The organism is Phenylobacterium sp., from assembly GCF_030693805.1.
Taxonomy (GTDB): Bacteria; Pseudomonadota; Alphaproteobacteria; order Caulobacterales; family Caulobacteraceae; genus Phenylobacterium.
In genome coordinates, this window is record NZ_JAUXZW010000081.1 from 1 (window position 1) to 24,550 (window position 24,550).

At 69.7% G+C, this 24,550-nt stretch carries 27 protein-coding genes, 2 pseudogenes and 1 riboswitch; of the genes and pseudogenes, 16 read left to right on the top strand and 13 right to left on the bottom strand.

Features of this window, described 5'->3' with window-relative positions:
- The 4 genes from Q8M88_RS03605 to Q8M88_RS03620 form a co-directional block, all read left to right on the top strand.
- Window positions 1-194 (top strand): Sua5 family C-terminal domain-containing protein (locus Q8M88_RS03605; RefSeq protein WP_305594883.1); only part of this gene is annotated, 194 nt, incomplete at its 5' end.
- A 60-nt stretch (window positions 195-254) separates the two neighbouring features.
- Window positions 255-1,664: an FAD-binding oxidoreductase gene (locus Q8M88_RS03610; RefSeq protein WP_305594884.1), complete on the top strand. Its 1,410-nt coding sequence runs from the start codon at window positions 255-257 to the stop codon at window positions 1,662-1,664.
- A 73-nt stretch (window positions 1,665-1,737) separates the two neighbouring features.
- On the top strand, window positions 1,738-2,523 hold the full coding sequence (yaaA, locus tag Q8M88_RS03615; RefSeq protein ID WP_305594885.1) for a peroxide stress protein YaaA: 786 nt from the start codon (window positions 1,738-1,740) through the stop codon (window positions 2,521-2,523).
- 22 nt (window positions 2,524-2,545) lie between these two features.
- Window positions 2,546-3,328: an SDR family NAD(P)-dependent oxidoreductase gene (locus Q8M88_RS03620; protein ID WP_305594886.1), complete on the top strand. Its 783-nt coding sequence runs from the start codon at window positions 2,546-2,548 to the stop codon at window positions 3,326-3,328.
- Here the strand turns inward: Q8M88_RS03620 and Q8M88_RS03625 are convergent.
- The gene (locus tag Q8M88_RS03625) at window positions 3,325-3,759 is read right to left on the bottom strand and encodes a YbjN domain-containing protein (protein WP_305594887.1); all 435 of its coding nucleotides are present in this window, start codon (window positions 3,757-3,759) and stop codon (window positions 3,325-3,327) included. The two genes, Q8M88_RS03620 and Q8M88_RS03625, sit on opposite strands and share 4 nt — an antisense overlap.
- A gap of 253 nt (window positions 3,760-4,012) precedes the next feature.
- Here Q8M88_RS03625 and Q8M88_RS03630 point away from each other — a divergent pair, with 253 nt between their 5' ends.
- Genes Q8M88_RS03630 through Q8M88_RS03640 form a run of 3 tightly spaced genes read left to right on the top strand, consistent with a single transcriptional unit; the run spans window position 4,013 to window position 5,889 of the window.
- Window positions 4,013-4,390: a TIGR02301 family protein gene (locus Q8M88_RS03630; RefSeq protein ID WP_305594888.1), complete on the top strand. Its 378-nt coding sequence runs from the start codon at window positions 4,013-4,015 to the stop codon at window positions 4,388-4,390.
- Window positions 4,391-4,439: 49 nt separating this feature from the next.
- Window positions 4,440-5,405 carry an SPFH domain-containing protein gene (locus Q8M88_RS03635; RefSeq protein WP_305594889.1) on the top strand — a complete coding sequence of 322 codons (966 nt, stop codon included), beginning with the start codon at window positions 4,440-4,442 and terminating at the stop codon, window positions 5,403-5,405.
- A gap of 4 nt (window positions 5,406-5,409) precedes the next feature.
- Window positions 5,410-5,889: an NfeD family protein gene (locus Q8M88_RS03640; protein ID WP_305594890.1), complete on the top strand. Its 480-nt coding sequence runs from the start codon at window positions 5,410-5,412 to the stop codon at window positions 5,887-5,889.
- A 195-nt stretch (window positions 5,890-6,084) separates the two neighbouring features.
- Here Q8M88_RS03640 and Q8M88_RS17675 read toward each other — a convergent pair.
- The 4 genes and pseudogenes from Q8M88_RS17675 to ispH form a co-directional block, all read right to left on the bottom strand.
- A pseudogene (locus tag Q8M88_RS17675) lies at window positions 6,085-6,306 on the bottom strand (hypothetical protein); the annotation flags it as partial.
- Window positions 6,307-6,359: 53 nt separating this feature from the next.
- Window positions 6,360-6,809, bottom strand: a complete 450-nt coding sequence (gene rnhA / locus Q8M88_RS03650) for a ribonuclease HI (RefSeq protein WP_305594892.1) — start codon at window positions 6,807-6,809, stop codon at window positions 6,360-6,362.
- Window positions 6,806-7,771 carry a homoserine kinase gene (thrB, locus tag Q8M88_RS03655; RefSeq protein ID WP_305594893.1) on the bottom strand — a complete coding sequence of 322 codons (966 nt, stop codon included), beginning with the start codon at window positions 7,769-7,771 and terminating at the stop codon, window positions 6,806-6,808. The genes rnhA and thrB overlap by 4 nt, the downstream gene beginning before the upstream one ends.
- Before the next feature lie 53 nt (window positions 7,772-7,824).
- A complete protein-coding gene (gene ispH, locus Q8M88_RS03660; protein WP_305594894.1) occupies window positions 7,825-8,784 on the bottom strand; it encodes a 4-hydroxy-3-methylbut-2-enyl diphosphate reductase in 960 nt (319 codons plus the stop codon).
- A gap of 131 nt (window positions 8,785-8,915) precedes the next feature.
- Here ispH and Q8M88_RS03665 point away from each other — a divergent pair, with 131 nt between their 5' ends.
- From Q8M88_RS03665 to Q8M88_RS03705, 9 genes are all read left to right on the top strand, one after another.
- On the top strand, window positions 8,916-9,602 hold the full coding sequence (locus Q8M88_RS03665; protein WP_305594895.1) for a Tat pathway signal sequence domain protein: 687 nt from the start codon (window positions 8,916-8,918) through the stop codon (window positions 9,600-9,602).
- On the top strand, window positions 9,599-11,383 hold the full coding sequence (gene argS, locus Q8M88_RS03670) for an arginine--tRNA ligase (RefSeq protein WP_305594896.1): 1,785 nt from the start codon (window positions 9,599-9,601) through the stop codon (window positions 11,381-11,383). The genes Q8M88_RS03665 and argS overlap by 4 nt, the downstream gene beginning before the upstream one ends.
- 46 nt (window positions 11,384-11,429) lie before the next feature.
- Entirely contained in the window at window positions 11,430-12,833 is a 1,404-nt protein-coding gene (locus tag Q8M88_RS03675; protein ID WP_305594897.1) for an MFS transporter, read from the top strand.
- A 43-nt stretch (window positions 12,834-12,876) separates the two neighbouring features.
- Entirely contained in the window at window positions 12,877-14,280 is a 1,404-nt protein-coding gene (locus Q8M88_RS03680) for an MFS transporter (RefSeq protein WP_305594898.1), read from the top strand.
- 80 nt (window positions 14,281-14,360) lie between these two features.
- Window positions 14,361-14,451, top strand: a riboswitch (glycine riboswitch).
- A 162-nt stretch (window positions 14,452-14,613) separates the two neighbouring features.
- On the top strand, window positions 14,614-15,777 hold the full coding sequence (gene gcvT, locus Q8M88_RS03685) for a glycine cleavage system aminomethyltransferase GcvT (protein WP_305594899.1): 1,164 nt from the start codon (window positions 14,614-14,616) through the stop codon (window positions 15,775-15,777).
- Between the two features lie 14 nt (window positions 15,778-15,791).
- Window positions 15,792-16,157 (top strand): glycine cleavage system protein GcvH, encoded by a 366-nt coding sequence (gene gcvH, locus Q8M88_RS03690; protein WP_305594900.1) that lies wholly within the window; start codon window positions 15,792-15,794, stop codon window positions 16,155-16,157.
- Window position 16,158: 1 nt separating this feature from the next.
- The gene (gene gcvPA, locus Q8M88_RS03695) at window positions 16,159-17,505 is read left to right on the top strand and encodes an aminomethyl-transferring glycine dehydrogenase subunit GcvPA (protein ID WP_305594901.1); all 1,347 of its coding nucleotides are present in this window, start codon (window positions 16,159-16,161) and stop codon (window positions 17,503-17,505) included.
- Window positions 17,502-19,082 (top strand): aminomethyl-transferring glycine dehydrogenase subunit GcvPB, encoded by a 1,581-nt coding sequence (gene gcvPB, locus Q8M88_RS03700; RefSeq protein WP_305594902.1) that lies wholly within the window; start codon window positions 17,502-17,504, stop codon window positions 19,080-19,082. The genes gcvPA and gcvPB overlap by 4 nt, the downstream gene beginning before the upstream one ends.
- 127 nt (window positions 19,083-19,209) lie before the next feature.
- Window positions 19,210-19,632, top strand: a complete 423-nt coding sequence (locus tag Q8M88_RS03705; RefSeq protein ID WP_305594903.1) for a PGPGW domain-containing protein — start codon at window positions 19,210-19,212, stop codon at window positions 19,630-19,632.
- A 42-nt stretch (window positions 19,633-19,674) separates the two neighbouring features.
- Here the strand turns inward: Q8M88_RS03705 and Q8M88_RS03710 are convergent, their stop codons facing one another.
- From Q8M88_RS03710 to Q8M88_RS03745, 8 genes and pseudogenes are all read right to left on the bottom strand, one after another.
- Complete coding sequence (locus Q8M88_RS03710; RefSeq protein WP_305594904.1) at window positions 19,675-20,181, bottom strand: ATP F0F1 synthase subunit B; 507 nt, start codon at window positions 20,179-20,181, stop codon at window positions 19,675-19,677.
- A 1-nt stretch (window position 20,182) separates the two neighbouring features.
- Window positions 20,183-20,722 carry a hypothetical protein gene (locus Q8M88_RS03715; protein WP_305594905.1) on the bottom strand — a complete coding sequence of 180 codons (540 nt, stop codon included), beginning with the start codon at window positions 20,720-20,722 and terminating at the stop codon, window positions 20,183-20,185.
- Window positions 20,723-20,743: 21 nt separating this feature from the next.
- Window positions 20,744-20,968: a F0F1 ATP synthase subunit C gene (locus Q8M88_RS03720; RefSeq protein WP_305594906.1), complete on the bottom strand. Its 225-nt coding sequence runs from the start codon at window positions 20,966-20,968 to the stop codon at window positions 20,744-20,746.
- 48 nt (window positions 20,969-21,016) lie between these two features.
- Window positions 21,017-21,841 (bottom strand): F0F1 ATP synthase subunit A, encoded by an 825-nt coding sequence (locus Q8M88_RS03725; RefSeq protein ID WP_305594907.1) that lies wholly within the window; start codon window positions 21,839-21,841, stop codon window positions 21,017-21,019.
- An 11-nt stretch (window positions 21,842-21,852) separates the two neighbouring features.
- A complete protein-coding gene (locus Q8M88_RS03730; RefSeq protein ID WP_305594908.1) occupies window positions 21,853-22,227 on the bottom strand; it encodes an AtpZ/AtpI family protein in 375 nt (124 codons plus the stop codon).
- A 135-nt stretch (window positions 22,228-22,362) separates the two neighbouring features.
- A complete protein-coding gene (locus tag Q8M88_RS03735; protein ID WP_305594909.1) occupies window positions 22,363-23,712 on the bottom strand; it encodes an ATP-binding protein in 1,350 nt (449 codons plus the stop codon).
- Window positions 23,712-24,413 carry a response regulator gene (locus tag Q8M88_RS03740; RefSeq protein ID WP_371132621.1) on the bottom strand — a complete coding sequence of 234 codons (702 nt, stop codon included), beginning with the start codon at window positions 24,411-24,413 and terminating at the stop codon, window positions 23,712-23,714. The genes Q8M88_RS03735 and Q8M88_RS03740 overlap by 1 nt, the downstream gene beginning before the upstream one ends.
- 5 nt (window positions 24,414-24,418) lie before the next feature.
- Window positions 24,419-24,550 (bottom strand): annotated as a pseudogene (locus tag Q8M88_RS03745) (hypothetical protein); the annotation flags it as partial.

Consider the following 24,550-nt stretch of genomic DNA (forward strand, 5'->3'; position numbering starts at 1 on the left):
CGGACGGTCCTGCGTCGCCCTGGAACCTGAGCCCGGCGGGCGATGCGGCGGAGGCGGCGGCGAATCTGTTCAGCTACCTGCGCGCCGCCGATCGCACGCAGCCCTCCGCCATCGCCGTGGCCCCGATTCCTGAAGCTGGACTGGGCGAGGCGATCAACGACCGTTTGCGCCGCGCCGCGGGCTACGTCGGATGATCGACGCCTGAACCGCGGCCGCTGGCGCGTCCGCCACGCCGGGTTTAGGATTTTGCGGTCATGACCAAGCCTGTCCCCGCCGACATCATCTCCCGCCTGAAAGCCGTGCTCGGCGAGAACGGCTGGAGCCAGGACCCCGAGCGCCTGCAGCCGAAGCTGGTGGAGTGGCGCGACCGCTGGTTCGGCGACACTCCGTTCCTGGCGCTGCCGGCGAACACGGCCCAGGTCTCCGCGGTCGTGGGGGTCTGCTACGAGGCCGGCGTGGCGATCACCCCGCAAGGCGGCAACACCGGCCTGGTAGGCGGACAGATCCCCCAGGGGGAAATCCTGCTGTCCACCGAAAAGCTGTCGCGGGTGCGCGAAATCGAAACCTTCGACGACGTAATCGTAGCCGAGGCCGGCGTCACCCTGGCGGCGATCCACGAGGCGGCGGCGGGCGTCAATCGGCGCTTTCCCCTGGGCCTGGCGTCAGAGGGCTCGGCGACGGTCGGCGGGTTCATCTCCACCAACGCCGGCGGCACCCAGGTGCTGCGCTACGGCACGGCGCGCAGCCTGGTGCTGGGGCTTGAGGCGGTGTTGCCGAACGGCGATGTCTGGGACGGTCTGAAACGCCTGCGCAAAGACAACACAGGCTATGATCTGAAGCAGCTGCTGATCGGGGCGGAGGGCACGCTGGGCGTGGTCACCGCGGCAAGCCTGAAGCTGTTCCCGGTTCTGGAGTCGCGCGCGGTGGCCTGGATCGGCCTGACGGGTCTTGACGCCGCGGTCGAGTTGCTGGCCCGCGCCAAGCAGGAGGCCGGCGGCGCCGTCGAGGCGTTCGAGATGATCGCGCGGATCGGCGTCGAGTTCGTATTGCGCAACGTGCCCGGCTCCCGCGACCCGCTGGATGCGCCCTATCCCTACTACGTGCTGGTGGAGTTCGCCTCGGGCGAGCCCGGCTCTGCGGAAGGGGCGATGGAGCGGTTCCTCGCCAAGGGGCTGGAGGACGGCCTGGTGGCCGACGCGGCGCTGGCCCAGACCGGGGCCCAGGCCAAAGCCCTGTGGGCGCTGCGCGAGAATCAGTCGGCGGCCCAGAAGCCCGAGGGCGTGGTGTGGAAGCACGACGTCTCGGTGCCGGTCTCGCAGGTGGCGACCTTCATCAAGCAGGCCGACGCCGCCATGGAACGGCTGACGCCCGGCTGCCGCATCGCCGCCTTCGGCCATGTGGGCGACGGCAATGTCCATTACGACGTGTTCGGGCCCGTGGGCGGCGACCCCGCCCTGCACGAGGCGACGCGCGACGAGGCCGGGCGGATCGTCAACGACATCATCGCGGGCTTCGGCGGCTCGATCTCGGCCGAGCACGGCCTGGGGTCGATGAAGACCGACGAGGCCGCCCACTACAAGAGCCCGGTGGAACTCGCCGCCCAGCGCGCCGTGCGCCTGGCGCTGGATCCGAAGAGGATCATGAATCCTCGGGTTCTGTTCTAAGACGCAGCGTTTCTCGTTTGCGATTCGCGCTCGGCGCCGTGAAGCTCGCGGCGACAGGCTGAAGGAGGCCGCCATGCTGATCGTCATCTCCCCCGCCAAAGCGCTGGATTTCTCGCGGCCCGACGAGAGCGCGCCGGTGAGCACGCCGCAACTGGCCGACCAGACGATGGAGCTGGCCAAGGTCACCCGGCGGCTGAAGGTCGCCGACCTGAAGCGGTTGATGTCGCTGTCGGACAACCTGGCGAAGCTGAACCGCGAGCGCTTTCAGGCGTTCGACCCGGCTTCCGAGGAGGGCGTGCAGGCCGCGTTCGCGTTCAACGGCGACGTCTATCAGGGCCTGCAGGCGCGCACGCTGGATCGCAAGGGCCTGACCTGGGCGCAGGATCACCTTCGTATCCTGTCGGGGTTCTACGGCGTGCTGCGGCCGCTGGACGTGATCCAGCCCTACCGCCTGGAGATGGGCGTGCGGCTGACGACGCGGCGCGGGCAGAGCCTCTACGACTTCTGGGGTGCGCGGATCTCCAAGCAGCTCAACGCCGACGCCGAGGGCCACAAGGACCCAACGGTGGTGAACCTGGCCAGCAGCGAATACTTCGGCGCGGTGGACCTCAAGGCTCTGAAGGCGCCGAAGCTGACCTGCCGGTTCGTCGAGGAGAAGGACGGCGAGCGGCGGATGCTGGGTTTCTTCGCCAAGAAGGCGCGGGGTCTGATGGCGCGGTTCGTCATCGACAACCGCATCGAGCGGACCGAAGACTTGAAGGCGTTCGATGTGGCGGGCTACCGCTTCGAGCCCAGCCTGGCGAAAGACGGCGAATGGACCTTCTCGCGTCCGCAACCAGCCGCCGCCGTGGCGGCCTGAACGCCGCCAGCAGGAGATTCCAGTGGCCTACCAAGCTTTCGACCTCACCGGACAGGTGGCGCTGGTCACCGGCGGCAACGGCGGGATCGGGCTGGGGATGGCCGAAGCGCTGGCCCAGGCTGGCGCCGACCTGGTGATCTGGGGCTCGAACCCGGACAAGACCGCCGCCGCCGAGGCGCGGCTGAAAGCGATCGGCGGACGGGTGCTGGGCCGGGTGGTGGACGTTTCTGACGAGCACGCGGTCGCCGAGGGCATGGCGGCGGCGGTCGAGGCGATGGGCGCAGTCCACACGGTGATCGCCAACGCCGGCGTCAGCGGAAAAGGCCAGCCGTTCGCCGAGACCACGACGGAGAGCTACCGCAACGTGCTGGCGGTGAACCTCGACGGGGTGTTCTTCACCTTCCGCGAGGCGTGCCGACACATGATCGATCGGGCCAAGGCCGGCGATCCGGGGGGGTCGCTGGTGGCGATCTCGTCGCTCTCGGCGGTGGAGGGCGCGCCGCGCAACGAAGCCTACGCCTCCACCAAGGCCGCGGTGCTGGCGATGACCCGCGGCGTGGCCGTGGAGCACGCGCGCTATGGGGTGCGGGCCAACGCCATCCTGCCGGGTTGGATCGCCACCGAGATGACCGGAGACGCTCAAGGCAGCCAGGTGTTCAACGACAAGGTCATCACCCGCGTGCCCGCCCGGCGCTGGGGCCAGCCGGCGGATTTCGGCGGCCTGGCCGTGTACCTGGCGTCGGGCGCGTCGAGCTTCCACACCGGCGACAGCTTCATCGTCGACGGCGGCTACGGGATCTTCTAGGGCGCGCTGGCCAAATAGGCGGCGGGGTCGGAGAGGAACGCGCCGAAGGTCGACAGGCAGCCCTGCCACACGCCGACGTGGGTGCGCATCTCGTCACGGACATCGTGCGATGAGAGGACCGCGGCGTACATCACGTGAGGCCGACCGGCGGCGTCCTGGAAGGCGCGGCAGCTGATCGAGGTCTGGTTGAAGGCGTTGAGCTGCACCAGCGTCGCGCCGCGCTTCTCCGCGCCCGTGGAGAACGCCATGGCTTGGCAGGCCTTTCCCTGGGCGTTGCAGTCTACGTACTGGACGCCGAAGCTGAAGTTGGCGGCGGTGACCTTCACGGCGACGTCGTTGTCGCCGGTGCGCGACACCTCGCCCTTGGCGTCCATGGTCGCCAGCAGGGCGACCAAGCTTGCGGGATCGCGGGCGTCGAACGGGCCGCTCACAGCAGGCTTCGGCGCGGCAGGTTTCGGCGCGGCCAGCTTATCCGCAACAGGTTTTGGCCCGGCGGGTTTCGCGGCAGGCGCGGCCTTAGCGGGCTGAGGCTTGGCTGGCGCAGGCTTATCAGGCGCCGGGCTGGCCGCCGCCAGGGCGAGTGCCGCGATCAGGAGCGGAAGGCGCTTGAGCATCATCGATGGCTAGCAGACAGCCGCAGCGGGCGCGAGTGACAGGCGCGCGACGCGACGCCATAAGGCGCAGATGCGTGCAGCCTTCCTCTTCTTCGCCCTGAGCCTCGCCCTCGCGGTCCCTGCGGCCGCCCAACCAGGCGCTGCCAAGCGGCCGATCCTGCTGGAGCTGGCCCAGGTGCTGGGCGAGAGCCATGCGCTACGCCAGGCCTGCGCGGGACCCGAAGACCAGTTCTGGCGCGCGCGGATGATGCGGCTGGTCGAGCTGGAGCGCGCCGATCCCGGTTTCGAGGCGCGGCTGAAGGCGGCGTTCAACCAGGGCTTCGCCAGGCACGTCGGTTCGGCGTGCAGCGAAGCGACGCGCCGCGAGGAAGCCGCCGCCGCGGCCCGCGGACGGGCGCTGTCCAGCCGGCTGGCCGGGACGATGGCGCCAGGCCGCGAGCCACGCTAAGCTTCGCCGTCGGCGCAGGCGCGACGTTCAAGAGCGGGATGGTTCAACCATGGATGTCGTAGCCCCCCTGGTGTTCGTGGTGCTGGCCGCCGTGATCCTGATGGGGGCGGTGAAGATCGTGCCGCAGGGCCGCGAATTCACCGTCGAGCGGTTCGGCCGCTACACCCGCACGCTGAAGCCGGGCATCAGTTTCCTCACGCCCTTCGTCGAAGGCATCGGCCGGCGCATCAACATGATGGAGCAGGTGCTGGACGTGCCCAGCCAGGAAGTCATCACCAAGGACAACGTCGGCGTGAAGGTGGACGCCATCGTGTTCATCCAGGTGATCGACGCCGCGGCCGCCGCCTATCGGGTGACCAACCTGGACTTCGCCATCACCCAGCTGACCATGACCAACCTGCGCACGGTGGTGGGGTCGATGGAGCTGGACGAGGTGCTGTCGCAGCGTGACCAGATCAACAGCCGACTGCTGGGCGTGATCGACGAGGCGACCAGCCCCTGGGGCGTGAAGGTGGCGCGGATCGAGATCAAGGACCTGCAGCCGCCGCCGGACATCACCAACGCCATGGCCCGCCAGATGAAGGCCGAGCGCGAGCGGCGCGCGGTGATCACCGAGGCGGACGGCGAGAAGCAGGCGCAGATCACCCGCGCCGAGGGCGCAAAGCAGGCCGCCATCCTGGAGGCCGAGGGCCGCCGCGAGGCCGCCTACCGCGACGCCGAGGCGCGCGAGCGGGAAGCGGAGGCCGAGGCCAAGGCGACGTCCATGGTCTCCGACGCCATCGGCAGCGGCAACGTCAACGCGCTGAACTACTTCGTGGCGCAGAAGTACGTCGACGCGTTCGCCAAGCTGGCCGAGAGCCCGAACCAGAAGACGGTGATCATCCCGGCGGAGATGTCGGCGCTGGTCGGCACCATCGCCGGCGTGGGCGAACTGGTGCGCACCGCCCAGGGCGATGGTGAAGCGGCGCGTCCGCCTAGGCCGCGTGCGCCGGCCGTCCCGCCGACCGGGGCCTGACGGCGTGCAGGCGCTGATCGACCTCTACGGAACGCATCCCTTCTGGGTTTGGGCGGCGATCGGGGCGGCGTTCCTGGCGGTGGAGGTGGTCACCGGATCCGGCTGGCTGCTGTGGCCTGCGACGTCGGCGGCGCTGGTCGGCGTGCTGGCTCTGTTCGTCGACGTCGGCGCGCCTTGGTCGGTGTTGATCTTCGCCGGCCTGACCATCGCCGCAACCCTGCTGGCGCGGCGCTTCATCCTGCGGGTGGCGGGCGATGGGGCGGACATCAACGACAACGTCGCGCGACTGATCGGCCACGCAGGGCTTGCGGCCCAGGCGTTCGAGCGCGGCGCAGGCCGCGTCTCGATCGACGGTAAGGAATGGGCGGCGGAGCTGGACGGGGCCGAGGCGCTGGCCGTCGGCGAGCGGGTCGAGGTGGTCGGCGTCAGCGGCTCGCGGCTTCGCGTGCGGGCGTCTCGAGCAGTTCCTCCAGGAACACCCTGAGCGCCTTAGGAAGGGCAAAGCCTCCAGGAACTCGTCGTCGGTGAAGGCGCCGCGCACCGCCTCGTTGCGGCCGCGCAGGGCGGTGACCGCGGCGTTGTAGGCCGCCAGGCCCGTGGGGGTGACATGGACGCGCTTCTTGCGGCGATCGCCGACATCGGCCAGCACGGCGACGAAGCGCTTGGCCTCCATCCGTTGCAGGGTGTTGGTGACCGCGCCCTTGGTGACCATGGTGGCGCGGGCGAGTTCGGCCGGAGTCTCCCCGTCGCCGTGGCGCACGAAGCGCGCCAGCAGGTCGAACTGAGCGTGGCTCATGCCGGCCGGCAGGCGGCGGCCGATGACCTCACGCATGACCTGGCTGATGACCGTGACTTCCCGGAAGACCTGGATGTCAGCGCGATCCTGAGGGGCTGGCGGCATATATGCCTCCCATACCGTTTAACGTCCAACCACTATCATTTTGCACTGCAATGTCAAGTTTTCGGTTGAACGACCTTCATCAAACCCTTCCGCGCCAGGGCGTCGGCGCGTTCGTTGAGCGCGTGGCCCGCGTGGCCCTTGACCCAGCGCCAGTCGACCACGTGGCGCAGACGGGCGGCGTCGAGGCGTCGCCACAGGTCCTCGTTCTTCACCGGCGCCTTAGAGGCGGTGCGCCATCCGCGCGCCTTCCAGCCGACGATCCATTCGCTGATGCCGTTCTTCACATATTGACTGTCGGTGTGCAGCTCGACGCGGCAGGGGCGGGTGAGCGCTTCGAGCGCCTGGATCGCCGCCATCAGCTCCATGCGGTTGTTGGTGGTCGCAGGCTCTCCGCCGCAGATCTCTTTCTCGCGCTCGCCGAACTGCAGGATCGCGCCCCAACCGCCGGGCCCGGGATTGCCGCTGCACGCGCCGTCGGTGTGGATCACCACCTCGGGCGTCAAACGCCGGCTCCGAACAGCACGAGATCCGGAGCGGCGCGATGCACGGCCAGCTTGCGCTCGTACTCCAGCGGATCTTTCGGCCGCACCAGCGCGCCGGCGGGCGTCGCGCCCCAGTCGGCGAGCCGGGTCAGGAAAAAGCGCATGGCCGCACCGTGGGCCAGCGCCGGCAAGGCGGCGCGCTCGGCGTCGCTGAGCGGACGGTGGGTTTCGTATCCGGCGACCAGAGCGCGTCCCGAGGTGATGTTGAAGCTGCCGTCGGCCTCGAAGCACCAAGCGTTGAGGGCGACGGCGATGTCGTAGGCCAGCATGTCTTCGCAGGCGAAGTAGAAGTCGATGGCGCCGGCGAAAGTCGGACCCTGGAAGAATACATTGTCGGGGAAGTAGTCGGCGTGGACGATCCCGCGTGGCAGGCCGGCCGGCCATTCCGCCTCCAGCGCCGCCAGGTCGGATTCGATGGTGGCGGCGAGGCCCGGCTTCAGCGCCTCGGCCGCGTCGCGCAAGTCCGCAAACAGCGGCGCCCAGGCATCCTGCCCGAGGTCATTGGCGCGGCTTTTGGTGAAGCCGTCGGCGGCCAGGTGCAGGCGCGCCAGGCCCGCTCCCGCCTCGCGGCAGTGGGCGGCGCTGGGCCGGCGCACCGACAGGCCCGGCAGGAACTCGACGATCGCGCAGGGCTTGCCCCGCACCCGCTGAAGTATCTCGCCGGCGCGGTCGGCGACGGGCGCCGCGCACGGATAGCCGTGGCCGGCGAGCCAGCGCATCAGGCCCAGGAAGAACGGCAGGTCGTCCTCGCGCACCCGACGCTCATAGACCGTCAGGATGTAGCGTCCAGCGGTCGTCTCCAGCAGGAAGTTGGAGTTCTCGACGCCCTCGGCGATGCCCTTGAAGGAGAGCGCGACGCCCAAGTCGAAGCCGGCCAGCAGGTCGGCCAGTTCTTCGTCGGTGATGTCGGTGTAGACGGCCATGGGCGTGGGGGATGCGTGAGCCGCGCTGCGCGGTCAAGCGCGGCGTGTGCCGTCTAACCCGCCAGCACTCGCGGCAGCTTGAAGCTGACGGTTTCGCGGGCGGCGTCGACCTCTTCCAGGGAGACGTCGAAGGCGGCGGAGAGCCTGTCGATCACGCCCTGGACCAGCAGTTCCGGGGCCGAGGCGCCGGCGGTGACGCCGACCACCGCAGCGTCGGCCAGCCAGCCGAGGTCCAGCACCGAGGCGTCCTCGATCAGATAGGCGGCGGCCGCGCCGGCGCGGCCGCCGACCTCGGCGAGGCGCACGGAGTTCGAGGAGTTGGCCGAGCCCAGCACCAGCAGCACGTCGGTCCCGGCGGCCACCTGCTTCACCGCCTCCTGGCGGTTGGTGGTGGCGTAGCAGATGTCTTCCTTGTGGGGCGCGGCGATCTGCGGGAAGCGGCGGCGCAGGGTCTCGACGATCTCGGCGGTGTCGTCGACCGACAGGGTGGTCTGGGTGACGAAGGCCACGTTGGCCGGGTCGCGCGGCGTGTAGGCGGCCGCGTCGGCGACCGATTCGATGAGCTGCACCGCGCCGTCCGGGAGCTGGCCCATGGTGCCGACGACCTCCGGGTGGCCGGCGTGGCCGATCAGCAGGATCTCGCGGCCGATCTCGTGGTGGCGCTGGGCCTCCACATGCACCTTGGAGACCAGGGGACAGGTGGCGTCGAGGAACAGCATCTTGCGGTCGCGGGCCTGGGCCGGCACGGACTTGGGCACGCCGTGGGCGGAGAACACCACCGGCCGGTCGAGCGGGCATTCGTCCAGCTCCTCGACGAACACCGCGCCCAGCGCGCGCAACCGCTCGACCACGTGACGATTGTGGACGATCTCGTGACGGACGTAGACCGGCGCGCCGTACTTCTCGATGGCGCGTTCGACGATCTGGATCGCCCGATCGACGCCGGCGCAGAATCCGCGCGGACTGGCCAGTCTGATCTTGAGCGGGCGACGGGGCGGGGCGGACGGGATCATCGGCGCAAACTAGTCGGCGCAGAGCCTCGCCGCCAGCCGCGTTGCAGCCTCAATCGATTGGCTTTACTAGACGCCTCGAACCGTGGACGCGCATGCGTCGTGCGCCGCTCCCCCAGCTCTGGACGCCTACCATGCGCCGCTTCCTGATTCCCGCCATCGCCCTGGCCGTCGCGGCGACCTCGGTCCCGCATCTGGCGCTCGCCCAGGGACGCGACCGCGGCGACGACCAAAGACAGGAAGAAGCCGCGGCCAAGAAGCGCAAGCAGAAGGAAGAGTGGAGCGACGTCCAGGCGCCGCTGCCGCAACTGCGCAACGCCGGACCGTGCCCGTTCGTGAAGGTGCTGTACGACGCCGCCCGCTACACCGAATTCAAGGAAGGCCGCGAGGCCTCGGCCAACGTCGGCTACACCGGCGAGGTGCAGGGCATCTCGGCGACGTGTTCGTACAAGGACGCCGAGCCGATCGACGTGGCCATGCAGGTGTTGTTCGAGCTCGGCAAGGGTCCGCAAGCCGAGGGCCGGACGAAGTCCTACCGCTACTGGGTGGCGGTGACGCAGCGCAACCAGTCGGTGATCACCAAGCAGTTCTTCGACCTGCCGGTGACGTTCCCGGAAGGCCAGGACCGGGTCTACATCACCGACAAGATCAACCACATCATCATCCCGCGTGCGGCCATGACCACCAGCGGGGCCAACTTCGAAGTGTTGATCGGCTTCGATGTGACGCCGCAGATGGCGGCGTTCAACCGGGACGGAAAGCGCTTCCGCGTGAACGTCGGCGCAGTGGCCGCCGCCGGGGACGCCGCCGCGCGCCAATGAGCGATCTGAAACGGGGCCTCTCGGAGGTCGTCGCCCAGGCCTTCGCCGACGCAGGCCTGCCGCCAGAGCTCGGCCGCGTCACCGCCTCCGACCGCCCTGACCTTGCAGACTTCCAGGCGAACGGCGCCCTGGCCGCGGCCAAGGCTGCGCGTCGCAATCCGCGAGAGCTGGCGGCCCAGGTGGCCGAGCGGCTGGCAGGGGACGCACGGATCGCGGCCGTCGAGATTGCAGGACCCGGGTTCATCAATCTGAAGGTCAGCGACGACGCGCTGTCGGCCCGCGCGCAGGAGATCGCCACGGAGCCGCTGGCCGGCGCCTCGGCGGTCGAGGCGGCCCGGCGGGTGATCGTCGACTACGGCGGCCCGAACGTCGCCAAGCCGATGCACGTCGGACACCTGCGCTCGTCGATCATCGGCGAGTCGATCAAGCGCATCTATCGGTTCCGCGGCGACAACGTCGTCGGCGACGCCCACTTCGGCGACTGGGGCTTCCAGATGGGGCTGCTGATCGGCGCGGTCACTGACGAACAGCCACAGATCGCCGCGGCGGTCGAGGCGCTGAACGCCGGCCGGCCGGTGGATGACGAGGCGGTTCGCGCGGCCATGGGCGCAGTGGATCTGGCCGACCTCGACCGGCTCTACCCGGCCGCCGCGGCGCGGGCGAAGGAAGATATCGAGTACCGGGAACGGGCGCGGCGTCTGACTGCTGCGCTGCAGGCTCGCACGCCTGGCTTTCATCGGCTGTGGCTGCACTTCCATGACGTGACGCGCGTGGCGCTGGAGCGCGACTTCCACGCGCTCGGCGTCGACTTCGACCTGTGGAAGGGCGAGAGCGATGTCGAGGACCTGATCGATCCGATGGTCGACGACCTGGCCGCCAAGGGCCTGCTGGTGGACGACCAGGGCGCGCGGATCATCCGGGTGGTGCGCGACGGCGACAAGCGCGAGCTGCCGCCGCTGCTGGTGGTGTCGTCCGAGGGCTCGGCGATGGACGGCACACCCGACCTGGCGACGATCCTCGATCGGAAGAGCAGCTTCGATCCCGCCCTGGCGATCTATTGCGTCGACCAGCGCCAGGCCGACCACTTCGAGGTGGTATTCCGCGCGGCGGTGATGGCCGGGTTCGCCGAGGAGGGCGGGCTGGAGCACGTCGGCTTCGGCACCATGAACGGCGCCGACGGCAAGCCGTTCAAGACCCGCGAGGGCGGGGTGCTGAAGCTCAACGACCTGATCGAAATGGCCAGGACTAAGGCGCGCGAGCGGTTGCATGAGGCTGGCCTGGGCGCGGAACTGGACGCCGCAGCGTTCGAGGACACCGCGCACAAGGTGGCCGTCGCGGCGCTGAAGTTCGCCGACCTGCAGAACTTCCGCGGCACGTCCTACGTGTTCGACCTGGACCGATTCACCAGCTTCGAGGGCAAGACCGGACCGTACCTGCTGTACCAGGTGGTGCGGGTGAAATCGCTGCTGCGCCGGGCGGCCGACGAGGGCGTCACCGCGGGGCCGATCCGCATCGTCGAACCGGCCGAGCGCGAGCTGGCCTTGACCCTGGACGCCTTCGACGCCGCTGTGGCCGAAGCCTACGACAAGAAGGCGCCGAACCACGTGGCCGAGCACGCCTACCGGCTGGCGCAGTCGTTCTCGCGCTTCTACGCCGCCTGCCCGATCATGGGCGCCGAGCCCGACGTGCGCGCCTCCAGGCTGGCGCTGGCCCAGGCGATGCTGCGGCAACTGGAACAGGCGCTGGACCTGCTGGGGTTCTCCGCGCCCGAGCGGATGTAGCCGCAAGGCTTCGACAAGCACGGGCAGGCTCGGCTAGACCTTGCCCATGAGCGTGGGCGAAACCACACCGGGGGAGGTTGGGAGTTGGCGCGACCTGTTGGTCGGGCCGCTGGCGGCGCGATTCGCGCTGATCATCGCCGGCGTCTGGCTGAACGCCGCCGACGCCCTGATGAGCACCACGATCATGCCCTCGGTCGGCAAGGCCCTGGGCGGCTACGAATTCTTCAGCTGGGCGACTGCCGGCTACATGGTCGGCGCGATCGTCGCTGGCGCGACGGCCGGGCGGCTGTCGGCGCGCATCGGCCTGAAAGCCGGCATGACCCTGGCCGGCCTGACCTATGGGCTGGGTTGCGTGGCCAGCGCCATCGGGCCGGACATCGCCTGGTTCCTGGGCGGGCGGTTGGTGCAGGGGATCGGCGCGGGTTGGATCGCGGGTTTTTGCTACGCCGCGATCGGGGCGCTGTTTCCGGCCCGTCATCTCGCGCGGGTGTTCGCCGCAACGTCGGGGGTGTGGGGCGTTGCGACCTTGCTGGGTCCGTTGATCGGCGGGGCCTTCGCCGACGCGGGGTTCTGGCGCGGAGCCTTCTGGGCTTTCGCGGCGCAGTCCGTGCTGTTCGTCGGCGCGGCGCTTTGGCTGCTGCGCCGGGAGGGCGCGCGCAACGAGGCTCCACCCATCCCCGTGCCGCAACTGGCGCTGGTGGTGGCTGGCGTCTGCGCGATCGGAGCGGCCGATGTCGTCGGCTTGGTGTGGGCGCAGTGCGTTCTGGTCGTCACTGGGCTGGGCCTGCTCGCCTGGGCGCTGATGCTGGGCGCGCATGCGCCGGCGAGCCTGTTTCCCCGCAGCGCTTCGGACCTGCGCACGGTGGTGGGCGCGGGCTATTTCGCCTTCTTCGTGCAGGCCGCGGCCTCGATCGGCTTCAGTGTCTACGGCCCTGCGTTCCTGCAATCGCTGCACGGCCTGGGCGCGCTCAGCGCCGGCTACATGATTGGACTTGAGGCGATAGGCTGGACGGCGGCGGCGCTGGTGGTGGCGAACCTGGACGAGAAGCATCATGGGATGCTGATCCGCTGGGGCGGCGCGCTGGTGGCTGTGGCCGTCGCCTGGCTGGCCTGGGCCATGCGCTATGGCGACCTTGTCGCGTGCGCGGCGGGCGCTGTCCTGCTGGGGGTCGCGCAAGGCCTCTCCTACGCCTTCATGAGCCAGAAGGTGCTGGGCGCCGCGCCGCCGGAGGAACGCGAAGTGGCGTCCGCCGGCATCCCGACCGTGCGGCTGATCGGCAATGCGGCCGGAGCGGTGCTGGCTGGCGCGCTGGTCAACCTTCTTGGCGGCGAAGCGGGCCTCACCCGTGCTGGCGCCGAAGCCTCGGCGGTGTGGGTGTTCGCCAGCGCCCTGCCGTTCGCGTTGGTCGGCGTCTGGGGCGCATTGCGGCTGACGAAGACTGAGCGCTAGGGCCCGCGCGACAAACCGATGGCGGCTCGGCTACAGCTTGGTGATGAGCGAATCGGCGCGGGACGAAGCAGGTAGCTGGCGCGAGGTGCTCACCGGTCCGTTGGCGCCGCGTTTTGCGCTGATCCTGCTGGGCGTGTGGCTGAACGCCGCCGACACCCTGGTGGCTGTCACCGTAATGCCCTCGGTGGGCCGCGACCTGGGCGGGTTCGCCTATTTCAGTTGGGCGACCGCCGGCTACGTCATGGGCGCGCTGCTCGCCGGAGCCACGGCGGGTCAGCTCGCCACGCGACTTGGCCTGCGCCTCGCCATGTGCGGCGCGGGCGGCGTCTATGCGGTCGGCTGCGCGCTCAGCGCAGCCTCTCCCGATATGTTCGCCTTCCTGGCGGGCCGGCTGGTGCAGGGATTGGGCGCTGGCTGGCTGATGGGCTTCTGCTACGCGGCGATCGGTTCGCTGTTCCCGGCCAGGCTGCTGGCGCGGGTGTTCGGAGCGCTGACCACGGTCTGGGGTGTCGCCACCTTGCTCGGGCCGATGGTGGGCGGCCTGTTTGCGGAGGCGGGCTTCTGGCGCGGCGCGTTCTGGTCGTTCGGCGGCCAGGCGCTGGTGTTCATCCTGATCGCCGCACTCCTGCTGAAGAACGACGCGCCCAGGCCGGAGCGGCGACCCCTGGCCTGGGGTCAGCTCGCGCTGATCGCCGGCGGCGTGGTCTGCATTGGCGTGGCCGACATGACGGGCGGCGTCGCGGCCACCTTTGCGATGATCGCGCTGGGCCTGGGCCTGCTGATCGTCGCGATCCGCCTGGGCCGCACGGCGGTTGGCGGCCTGTTCCCGCGCAGCGCTTCAGATATCCGCCACCCGGTCGGGGCGGGCTATCTGGCCTTCGTCGCCCAGTGCGCCTGTTCCATCGCCTTCTACATCTACGCCCCCGCCACGCTTCAGGCGGTGCACGGTCTGGGGCCGCTGGCGGCGGGATATCTGACCGCGCTGGGTTCGCTGTCGTGGAGCATCGTAGGTCTCGGCGTTGCAGGGCTTCGCGACCGCTGGCACGGACCGGCGATCCGCGCCGGCGGGCTGATGATCCTGGCGGCCGTCGCCCTGTTCGTTTGGGTGGTGCCGCACGGACCGGTGGCCGCGATCGCCGCCGCGGCGATGCTCATGGGCTCGGGGTTCGGGATCTCCTATGCCTTCATCAACCGCAGGATCATCGCCGCCGCGCCCGACGACGATCGGGCTCTGGCGTCGGCGGGCGTGCCCTCGGCGCGGCTGCTGGGCAACGCCGCCGGCGCCGGACTGGCAGGCGCCGTCGCCAACATGATGGGCATGCGCCACGGCCTGAGCGCGGAGAGCGCGCTGGTGGCCTCTCCCTGGATCTTCGCCGCCGTCGTGCCGCTGGCGGTCGTGGGCGCCTGGGCGTCCTGGCGGGTGGGGTCGCCGCGGCTCGAGGGCTGATTTGCAGGCGCCTGCTGCATTTCGCCCTGCGTGCCCTCGTGGCGCGTTGACTCCGCCGGGGCGATCCGTGAGGTTCCTCCTCGACTCTCGCGGGAGATACCGGGGACCACCTCCGGAGCCGAAGGCGCAACCGCCCCGGAAACGCTCAGGCAAAAGGACCGCGCAGGGCTGATGAACGCTGGAAAGCAGCCGTCGACGTGCGGCTCGCCGAAGGAGCAGGGGGCCGGCCTTTAGATCAAGGCCGACCTGAAATCTCTCAGGCTCACGGACAGCGGGGGCAAGGCGCGCGCGGGCGATCCCGTGGGCGTCGGAATCATCAGCCGGAGTCCGTCCTTGCCGCCGACCAGCCTTCCCGATCTGAAATCCACGCCCTTGACCGCGGCCCACGAAGCGCTGGGCGCGCGGATGGTGGAGTTCGGCGGCTACGCCATGCCGGTGCAGTATCCCGACGGGGTGCTGAAGGAGCACCTGTGGACCCGCGAGCATGCGGGGCTGTTCGACGTCTCGCACATGGGGCCGGCGTTCCTGCGATTGAGCAGGACGACCGGGGACCCGGAAGCAGATCATGCGGCGGTCGCCGCTCTGCTGGAGCCGTTGATCAGCGGCGATATCCGCGGCCTTGCGCCCGGGCGGCTGCGCTACACCCTTTTGCTGGGTGAGGATGGCGGCGTGCTTGACGACCTGATGGTCGGGCGGCCCCGCGAGGCGGGCCTGCAGGGCGTGCTGCACCTGGTGGTGAATGCGGGAACCAAGGAGGCCGACTTCGCCCGCATCGCCGCCGCCGTGCAGGGGCAAGCGACGCTGACCCGCGCCGACACCGGCGGTCTTCTGGCGCTGCAGGGACCCGAGGCGGCGGCCGTGGTGGGGAGCCTGATTCCGCAGGCGGCCTCAATGTCGTTCATGAGCCTGGCCCGCATCGAGGCCGGCGACCAGGAGGCCTGGGTGTCGCGCTCGGGCTACACCGGCGAGGATGGCTTCGAGATCCTCAGCGCGGCTTTCCCGACGCAGCAGCTCTGGGAGATCCTGCTGTCCGACCCGCGCGTGCGGCCGATCGGGCTGGGCGCGCGCGATTCGCTCCGGCTCGAGGCGGGCCTGCCGCTTTATGGCCACGACCTGGACGAGAGCGTCTCACCGGTCGAGGCGAACCTCGGCTTCGCGGTGTCGCGCAAACGGGTGAAGGCGGGGGCGATGCGCGGTGCTGCGCGGATCGCCCGCGAACTGGCCGACGGGCCCGGCCGCGTCCGTGTCGGCCTCAACGTGGCGGGCGCGCCGGCCCGCGAGGGCGCGGAGATCGCCGGCGCCGACGGCGTTATCGTCGGTCGCGTGACCTCCGGCGGTTTCAGCCCGAGTCTCGGGCGGCCGATCGCGATGGGTTTTGTTCCGCCGGGCCTGTCGCAACCCGGAACCGCCTTGCATGTCATCGTCAGGGGCAAACCGCAGGCCTGCGAGGTCACGGAACTGCCCTTCGTCCCCCATCGCTACGTCCGCGCCGTCTGAAGGAGATCTGCCCCATGCGTTTCACCAAGGATCACGAGTGGGTCGTTCTGGACGGCGACGTCGCCACCATCGGCATAACCGCCTATGCCGCCGAACAACTGGGCGACGTGGTGTTCGTCGAGGTGCCGGAGGTTGGCCGCAAGCTCACGCCTGGCGACGGGTTGGCGGTGGTCGAGAGCGTCAAGGCGGCGTCCGACGTCTACTCGCCGCTGGCCGGCGAGGTGACCGAAGCCAACACCGCGCTTACCGACCAGCCCGACGTGGTCAACGCCTCTCCAGAGGGCGAGGGCTGGTTCGCCAAACTGAAGATCGCCGACGTCGCCGCCTTCGAGGCGTTGATGGATCGCGCGGCTTACGAAGCCTACCTGGGGACGCTCTGAGATGCGCTACCTGCCGCTGACGCCCGCCGACCGGTCGGAGATGCTGGCCGTCATCGGCTCGGCCTCGATCGACGAACTGTTCGCCGACGTGCCTCAGGCCGCCCGCCACGCCGACCTGTTCGATCTGCCGCTGCACGCCGGCGAGATGGAGGTGGAGCGGGAACTGTCGCGGCTCGCGGCGCGGAACCGCCCGGGCGGCGCAGGCCCGTTCTTCTGCGGGGCCGGCGCCTATCGCCATCACGTGCCGGCCACTGTCGACCACCTGATCCAGCGCTCTGAATTCCTGACCAGCTATACGCCGTACCAGCCGGAGATCGCCCAAGGCACGCTACAGGTGCTGTTCGAGTTCCAGACCCAGGTGGCTGCGCTCACCGGCCTGCAGGTGGCCAACGCCTCGATGTACGACGGCTCCACGGCCTGCGCCGAAGCGGTGATGATGGCCCAGCGGGTGACCCGCCGCAAAGGCGCAGTACTGTCGGGCGGCCTGCATCCGCATTATGCGGCGACCACGCGGACCATCGCCCACGCCGAAGGCATGGACATCAACTGCCTGCCGGCGGGGATCGACGCGGAGGCCGCCGTGGTGGCGGCGATCGGTCCGGACACCGCCTGCGTGGTGGTGCAGACGCCCAACGTGTTCGGGGTCGCCACCGACGTCACCGCGATCGGCGAGGCCGCGCATGCGGCCGGCGCGCTGCTGGTGGTGGTGACGACAGAGGCGGTGTCGTTCGGCCTGCTGAAGTCGCCGGGCGAGATGGGGGCGGATATCGCCGTCGCCGAGGGTCAGTCGATCGGGGTGGGGCTGAATTTCGGCGGACCCTACGTCGGCCTGTTCGCGGCGCGCGAGGGGCTGGTGCGGCAGATGCCGGGCCGGCTGTGCGGCGAGACGGTGGACGCCGACGGGCGGCGCGGCTTCGTGCTGACGCTGTCGACGCGCGAGCAGCACATCCGCCGCGAGAAGGCGACGTCGAACATCTGCACCAACTCGGGCCTCTGCGCCCTGGCGTTCTCGATCCACATGTCGCTGTTGGGCGAGGCGGGCCTGCGGGGCCTGGCCGAGCTCAACCACAGCCTGGCGCGCGAACTGAAGGCGGCGCTGGAGACGGTCCCGGGGGTCGAGGTTCTGAGCCCACGGTTCTTCAACGAACTGGCGGTGCGCACCCCCGTGCCGGCCGAGGCGTTGGTCGAGGCGTTGCTGGCGGACGGGATCGTCGCCGGCGTGCCCTACGCACGGTTGGACCCGACGGCGGGTCTGGACGACGTGCTGCTGATCGCCGTCACCGAGACCGTCACCAGTGAAGACATCGCCGAACTGGCCGGCGCCCTGAAGCGGAGGATCGCGGCATGACCATGCTCAACGTCGGACGCCCGACCCGGCCCGAGGCGGTCGAGATGGATACGCATACCTCGCTGAACGGCGGGCGTGGATTGCTGCAGGACGAGGGCCTGCTGTTCGAGGTGGGCCGCCCCGACCGCACTGGCGTGGACCTCGAGCCCGCCGAGCTGGACGCTTCAGACCTGGGAGATCTCGTGCGAACGGCCCCGATTGGGCTGGCGGGGCTCTCGGAACCGGAGGCCGTGCGCCATTACGTGCGGCTGAGCCAGAAGAACCACGCCATCGACCTGGCGCTCTATCCGCTGGGCTCGTGCACCATGAAGCACAATCCGCGCCTGAACGAGAAGATGGCGAGGCTGGCCGGTTTCGCCGATCTGCATCCGCTCCAACCCCAGTCGACGGTGCAGGGCGCTCTGGCGCTGATGGATCGGCTGGCCCACTGGCTGAAGACGCTGACCGGCATGCCGGCCGTGGCGCTGTCCCCGAAGGCCGGCGCGCACGGAGAGCTCTGCGGCCTGCTGGCGATCCGCGCGGCGCACGAATCGCGCGGCGATGTCGCGCGCAGGCGGGTGCTGACGCCGACCTCGGCGCACGGCACCAACCCGGCGACGGCGGCCTTCGTCGGCTATCAGGTGACCGAGATCGGCCAGACCGAGGATGGCCGCGTCGACCTTGCCGATCTTGCCGCCAAGCTGGGCCCCGACGTCGCCGCGATCATGGTGACCAACCCGAACACGTGCGGCCTGTTCGAACGCGACATCGTCGAGATCGCCCGGCTGACCCATGAGGCGGGAGCGTATTTCTACTGCGACGGCGCCAACTTCAACGCGATCGTCGGGCGGGTGCGGCCGGGGGACCTGGGCGTCGACGCCATGCACATCAACCTGCACAAGACCTTCTCCACGCCGCACGGCGGCGGTGGGCCAGGCGCGGGGCCGGTGGTGCTGTCCGAGGCGCTGGCGCGCTTTGCGCCCGCCCCCTGGATCGTGCACGGGCCGGAGGGCCTGCGCCTTGAGGAGGAAGCGAGAGGCGAGGCGGCTGACGCCTTCGGCCGGATGAGCGCGTTCCATGGCCAGATGGGCATGTTCGTGCGGGCCTACGCCTACATGCTGAGCCACGGGGCCGACGGCCTGCGCCAGGTTGCCGAGGACGCGGTGCTGAACGCCAACTACGTCAAGGCCAGGCTGCAGGGCGCGATGACGCCGGCGTTCCCGCTCGGGCCCTGCATGCACGAGGCGCTGTTCGACGACGCCTGGCTGGAGGGGACGGGGATCACCACGCTCGACTTCGCCAAGGCGATGATCGACGAGGGCTTCCACCCGATGACCATGTATTTCCCGCTGGTGGTGCACGGCGCGATGCTGATCGAGCCGACCGAGACGGAGTCGCGCGCCGAGCTCGACCGGTTCTGCGATGCGCTTTTGGCGCTGGCTGAGGCGGCGAAGGCCGGCGACGTAGACCGGTTCAAGGGCGCGCCGTTCCTGGCTCCGCTGCGCAGGCTCGACGAGACTCTTGCGGCGCGTAAGCCGCGTCTGGCGTGGCGCCCAGAGCCCACAACTGTGGCGCCGCCGCCTCAGGTGATCGAATAGAGGACAAACTGCACAAATTAACCCGCGGTTGTCTTTACGATTCACAGGTCCGGTCTCATATCAGCATCACGCGGTTGCGACCTGACCTCCCCCTCAGAGGCGCGGACGCGTAGATCAGGCTCCTTCCGTGTCCCTAACCCTCACCATGCCGCGCGCGCGCAACTATGCCTCCGATGACGTCGCTCGCGAGCTTGTCGCCCGTGTTCTACGCCCGTTGCTGGTGCTGTTGGGCGTGCTGGTGATCATGGCCGGCGTCGCCATTGCGCCGCTGCCGGGCCCCGGCGGCCTGCCGGTGATCGTCGTCGGCCTGATGCTGGTCCTGCGCAATTCATTCAAGGCGCGCAGGCATTTCGTGCGCTTCCAGCGGGCCCACCCGAAGATGGTTTTCCCCATTCGGCGGCTGCTGCGGCGCGAGCCTGAGGTGTTGCCGGTGGCCTGGCAACAGACGCTGCGGATCGAGCGGCTGGTTCTGCCCCGCCGCCTGCGTTTCGTGGTCCGCAGCCGGCGTTATTTCCGCCGCCGTCGCCTGCGTCGGGCGGAACAAGCCTAGGATTTCACTCGGACGCGCCGGCTTGCGGCGCTGGCGGCGCCCTCAGTGCGAGGGGAACGCCCGCCCGCCGAGCTGGCCCAGCGCGCTGTCGACCAGCGGGTCGGTCTTGGCCTCGGCCAGGCGCCGCGTCAGCACCGTCTCGGCGATCTCGGCCGCCAGTTCGGCGGCGGCGGCCTTCACGTCAGCCTGGGCCTGGGCTTCGGCGGTGGCGATGCGGCGCTCGGCGAGCTGGCCGCGACGCTGGATCTGCTCGGCGAGCTTCACCTGGGCCTCCGCCTTGAGGCGCTCGGCTTCTTCCTTGGCGGCGATAAGCGTGGCTTCGGCCTGACGACCGGCTTCCTCGCGCTGGGTCTTGATCTGGTCCAGCAGGGCCTGGGCCTCGGTGCGCAGGGCGGCGGCTTCGTCGAGCTGGGCCTGGACCTTGCGGCCGCTTTCGCCCAGCGCGTTCCACGCCAGCTTGTGGACGCCGGCGCGCGCCAGCACGCCCAGGAAGATCACGAAGGCGACGCCCACCCAGAAGTGGGAGTCGGTCAGCAGTTCCTGGATCATCCTACCCTCTCGCCGCGTCGGCGGCGGCCATCTCGGCGGAGGTCGCCGCACGGCCGGTCAGCTTCTCGATGATCGCCTCGGCGGTCTCCGTGGCGATGCCGCGCACATTGACCATCGCCTGCTCGCGCGCGAGCGCGATGCCGGCCTCGGCCGACCCCGTAGTCTCGGCGAGCTTGGCTTCCTCAGCGGCCAGGACAGCGGCGACTTCGGCCTGAGCCTGGGCGCGAGCCTCCTGGGCGACCTTCTGAGCCTGGGCCCGGCCCTGGGCCCGTTGCGTCGCGGCCTCCCGGGCCTGGGTCTCGGCTTCGGACTTCAGGCGGCGGGCCTCGGCCACGTCGCCGCTGATCCGGTCCTCACGCTGGGCGATAGTGCCGCCAAGCCGCGGGACCGCGAACAGCCGCATGAACGCCAGGACCACCAGAAAGATGATCAGCAGCCATACGATCTGTCCCGGCCACCAGGTCGGGTCGAACTGGGGAAGGCCGCCGGAGCCGCCTTCGTGGCCCGGCGCGCCCGCGCCCTCGTGGGTTTCGGTCGCCATCGGCTTGGCTTCTTACGCGCCCTAGACGAAGCGCAGCAGCAGCGCGACCACGAGGGCGAAGATGCCCATCGACTCGGTCAGCGCCATGCCGAGGAACAGCATCGGCTGTTGGCTGGCGGCGGCCGCGGGGTTGCGGATCGCGGCTTGCAGATAGTTGCCGAAGAGGATGCCGAGACCGGCGCCCGCGCCGATCATGCCCATCGTAGCCAGGCCGGCGCCGATGTACTTGGCGGCTTCAACTTCCATGATTTCAGTCCTCTTTAGAGATGCAGTGTGCAGGGGTGAATGAAGGCGTCAGTGGCCGTGGCCGAAATTGACGACTTCGTTGATGTAGACGGTGGCCAGAGCGGCGAACACGAACGCCTGAAGGAAGGCGACGATCAGCTCCAGGCCGGTGAGGGCGACGATCATGCCCAGCGACAGGGCCGAGCCGACGAAGCCCAGGGTGGCGATGCCGCCCGAAAGGCCGACGATGCCGAGCGCCACGACGAAGCTGCCGAAGATGCTCATCACCACGTGACCGCCCAGCATGTTGCCGAACAACCGCATGGCCAGCGTCAGCGGGCGCGCGAAATACGAGACCATCTCGATCGGCACCATGAAGATCAGCAGCGGCAGCGGCATGCCCGACGGCACGAAGAGCTTCACGAAGCCCGGGCCGTTCTTGACGAAGCCAAGGATCAGGCAGGACAGGAAGGTGAGCAGCGCCAGCGTCGCGGTGACGGCGAGTTGCGCGGTGACGGTGAAGGTCCAGTTGAACCCGGCCAAGCTGCCGACCGACAGGATCACGCCCATCAGGTTGAAGGTCATGATCAGCATGAACAGGCTGAAGATGAAGGGGATGTAGGGCCGGCCCTTGGGGCCGATGATCGGGCCGACCAGCACGTTGTCGATGACGCCGTACAGCGACTCGGCCACGGCCTGGGCGCGGTTGGGCACCAGCTGGCCGCGCGCGGTGAGCAGCAGGAAGCCCATCACGATCAGCGCGCCGGTCATCATCGTCGCCACCGAATTGGTGATCGACAGGTCCAGCGCCATCCCGCCGATGTTGACGGGCGGAATGTCCACGAGCTTGTGGATCATGAATTGGTGCATCGGGTCGATGGCGGGCTGCGCCATGTTGTTCGGCCTCAATCGTTGTCGTCATCGTCGGGAACGCTGGGCAACGGCCCGGCCTTGTCCGACTCGGTCTTCGACCATCGCGCGGCGCCCTGGACGGCCACGTAGATGGAAAATCCGGTGCCCAGCAGCAGTCCCGCCACCAGGCCCAGCGGCGTCGTCCCGGCGAAATGATCGAATAGCCAGCCGAAGCCAGCGCCGCCGAACACCCCGCCCACCACTTCAGCGAGGAAGCGGTAACCCTGGCCCATCGCACGTTGAGCCGTGAAGCTCGCCTTGCGCTCGCGTCCGGTCTCGAACGCGCCCAATCGCTTGTCGAGGCGCTTGAGGGCCTCGTCTCTCGATTCGTCCGGCGTCGGCATGCGTCGGGAGGCCTCTTCGACCACGACGTGACCGCCGCAGCGGGGGCTTTCAGTCGCGCGGAACCTACAGACGCGGGTGCAGTGCGTCAAGACTGCGTGAATTGGTCATAAATACAGGAAATTGCTGACATTTTTCAGAGAACGAGGTCGCTGCGGCATTCAGCCCGGCAGCCGCACCACGGCGCGCAGGCCGCCCAGCGGCGATCGGTCGAGGGTGATGTCGCCGCCATGGCCGCGGGCGACGTCGCGGGCGATGGCGAGGCCCAGGCCGACGCCCTTTTCATTCTGATTGCGCGCATCGTCCAGCCGATTGAACGCCTTGAAGGCGTCCTCGCGCTGCGCTTCGGGGATGCCAGGGCCGTCGTCGTCGACCAGGATTTCCACGCCGCCCTGGGGTCGGGCATGGGCGGAGACCTCCACGCGGTCTCCGTGCAAGGCGGCGTTCATGACCAGATTGGCCAGCGCCCGCTTCAGCGCCAGCGGCCGTACGCTGGCGGTGAGCGCGGGATCGGCGGCGATGCTGACCTGGGCGCCGACCCGGGCCGCCCCCTCGCCTACCTCCTCCATGATGCCGCGTAAGGCGACGACCTCGACCGCCTCGCCGCCCTCGCCGCGGGCGAAGGCGAGGTACTCGTCGATCATGTGTTCCATCTCGGCCAGGTCGCGCTTCATGCCGGCGGTGCGCTTGGAGGGCTCGGCCAGCGCGAGCTCCAGCTTCAGGCGGGTGAGCGGCGTGCGCAGATCGTGGCTGACCGAGGCCAGCAGGGCGGTGCGCTGTTCGATGTAGCGCTGGATGCGCGAGCGCATGGCCAGGAAGGCGGCCGCCGCCTGGCGCACCTCGCGCGCGCCGGACGGCTTGAAGGTCTCGGCGTCGGCCCCGCGGCCGAACGCGTCGGCGGCCACCGCGAGCCGCTCGATGGCGCGCACCTGGTTGCGGATGAAGGCGATGGCGACGGCGGTCAGCAGCACGGTCGCCAGGGTCATCCACAAGACGAAGATGTGGCCGTTGGTGGCGAAGGCGCGGTCGCGGGGCGCGAGGATGCGCAGCACCCCGCCGTCGACCTTCACGCGAATGTCGACGTAGGCCGGATAGCGGGTGGTGTCGAACCAGAAGGGATCGTCCAGCCGGTCCGACAGCGCCTTCTGGATCGAGCGGTCGATGGGCGCGAACAGCGAGGACCTGCGGTTGGTGGGCAGGCTGCGCCCCGGCTGCAGGGCGATCGACAGTCCCATGGATTCCTCGGCGCGGTTCGATAGGCGGGCGAAGGCGTCGGGGCCCGGATCGTCCCGGTAGCTCTCCACCGCCCAGGCGATGTCGCCGGCCAGACCCTGGGACAGGCGGCTGGTGACGGTCTGCCAGTGGGCGTCGAAGAACACATAGGTGACGGCGATCTGCATCAACGCCACCGGCAGCACGATGATCAGCAGCGAACGGCCGAACAGCGAGCTCGGCAGCACCCTGCGCTTGATCCAACGCGTGAAGTAGATCCAGGCGAGGCGCGGGCGCATCAGTCGGGGGCCAGCAGATAGCCGACGCCGCGCACCGTCTGCAGGTATCGCGGGGCTTTCGGGTCGTCCTCGATCTTGCGGCGCAGGCGAGTGACCTGGACGTCGACGGCGCGGCCGGACGCGTCGACGGCGTCATGCGCCAGGTCGCCGCGTTCGACCGGCTGATGCGGGGTGCGGGCCAGGCGGCGCAGCAGGTCGACCTCGGACTCGGTGATACGCACGGCCGAGCCGTCGCAGACCAACTCGCCGCGATCGGGGTCGAAGCTGCAGCGCCCCAGAGCCAGCGCCCCGGCCGGACGCGCGCGGCCCTGGGCGCGGCGCAGGATCGCCTCGATGCGCAGCAGCAATTCCTCGGGCTCGAACGGCTTGGCCAGATAGTCGTCGGCGCCGACCCGCAGACCCTCGATACGGTCTTCCGCCAGGCCGCGGGCGGTGAGCATCAGCACTGGCGTGCCGCCGGAGCGCCCGCCGCGCTCGCGCACCCAGCGGGTCAGGGAATAGCCGTCCTCGCCGGGCATCATCACGTCCAGCACCGCCAGGTCGAACTCGAGGGTCTCCATTAGGCGGCGCGCCTGGGGGCCGCCGGGCGCGGCGGTGACCTTGAAGCCCGCACGGGTGAGATATTCCTTCAGCAGTTCGCGGATGCGGTCGTCGTCGTCGACCACCAGCAGGTGGCGGGCGCCCTGGGCGGGTTCGGCCATCGACATCAGGCGATCCTCTCGGGGTCGGTGCTGCGGGTGCGCGCGCCTGCGAGCGCGGCCAGGATGCGGCGCGCGGCGGTCACCCCGTCCAGCCCGCCGGTCCGATAGGCGCGGGCGAGCTGCGCGCGCAGCCGTTC

Bases quoted from the DNA above. Each gene is read 5' to 3' on its own strand.
- Q8M88_RS03610 (WP_305594884.1), top strand. From the start codon at position 255: ATGACCAAGCCTGTCCCCGCCGACATCATCTCCCGCCTGAAAGCCGTG.
- yaaA (WP_305594885.1), top strand. From the start codon at position 1,738: ATGCTGATCGTCATCTCCCCCGCCAAAGCGCTGGATTTCTCGCGGCCC.
- Q8M88_RS03630 (WP_305594888.1), top strand. From the start codon at position 4,013: ATGCGTGCAGCCTTCCTCTTCTTCGCCCTGAGCCTCGCCCTCGCGGTC.
- Q8M88_RS03635 (WP_305594889.1), top strand. From the start codon at position 4,440: ATGGATGTCGTAGCCCCCCTGGTGTTCGTGGTGCTGGCCGCCGTGATC.
- thrB (WP_305594893.1), bottom strand. From the start codon at position 7,771: ATGGCCGTCTACACCGACATCACCGACGAAGAACTGGCCGACCTGCTG.
- ispH (WP_305594894.1), bottom strand. From the start codon at position 8,784: ATGATCCCGTCCGCCCCGCCCCGTCGCCCGCTCAAGATCAGACTGGCC.
- Q8M88_RS03665 (WP_305594895.1), top strand. From the start codon at position 8,916: ATGCGCCGCTTCCTGATTCCCGCCATCGCCCTGGCCGTCGCGGCGACC.
- argS (WP_305594896.1), top strand. From the start codon at position 9,599: ATGAGCGATCTGAAACGGGGCCTCTCGGAGGTCGTCGCCCAGGCCTTC.
- Q8M88_RS03675 (WP_305594897.1), top strand. From the start codon at position 11,430: ATGAGCGTGGGCGAAACCACACCGGGGGAGGTTGGGAGTTGGCGCGAC.
- Q8M88_RS03680 (WP_305594898.1), top strand. From the start codon at position 12,877: ATGAGCGAATCGGCGCGGGACGAAGCAGGTAGCTGGCGCGAGGTGCTC.
- gcvH (WP_305594900.1), top strand. From the start codon at position 15,792: ATGCGTTTCACCAAGGATCACGAGTGGGTCGTTCTGGACGGCGACGTC.
- gcvPA (WP_305594901.1), top strand. From the start codon at position 16,159: ATGCGCTACCTGCCGCTGACGCCCGCCGACCGGTCGGAGATGCTGGCC.
- gcvPB (WP_305594902.1), top strand. From the start codon at position 17,502: ATGACCATGCTCAACGTCGGACGCCCGACCCGGCCCGAGGCGGTCGAG.
- Q8M88_RS03710 (WP_305594904.1), bottom strand. From the start codon at position 20,181: ATGATCCAGGAACTGCTGACCGACTCCCACTTCTGGGTGGGCGTCGCC.
- Q8M88_RS03715 (WP_305594905.1), bottom strand. From the start codon at position 20,722: ATGGCGACCGAAACCCACGAGGGCGCGGGCGCGCCGGGCCACGAAGGC.
- Q8M88_RS03720 (WP_305594906.1), bottom strand. From the start codon at position 20,968: ATGGAAGTTGAAGCCGCCAAGTACATCGGCGCCGGCCTGGCTACGATG.
- Q8M88_RS03725 (WP_305594907.1), bottom strand. From the start codon at position 21,841: ATGGCGCAGCCCGCCATCGACCCGATGCACCAATTCATGATCCACAAG.
- Q8M88_RS03735 (WP_305594909.1), bottom strand. From the start codon at position 23,712: ATGCGCCCGCGCCTCGCCTGGATCTACTTCACGCGTTGGATCAAGCGC.
- Q8M88_RS03740 (WP_371132621.1), bottom strand. From the start codon at position 24,413: ATGGCCGAACCCGCCCAGGGCGCCCGCCACCTGCTGGTGGTCGACGAC.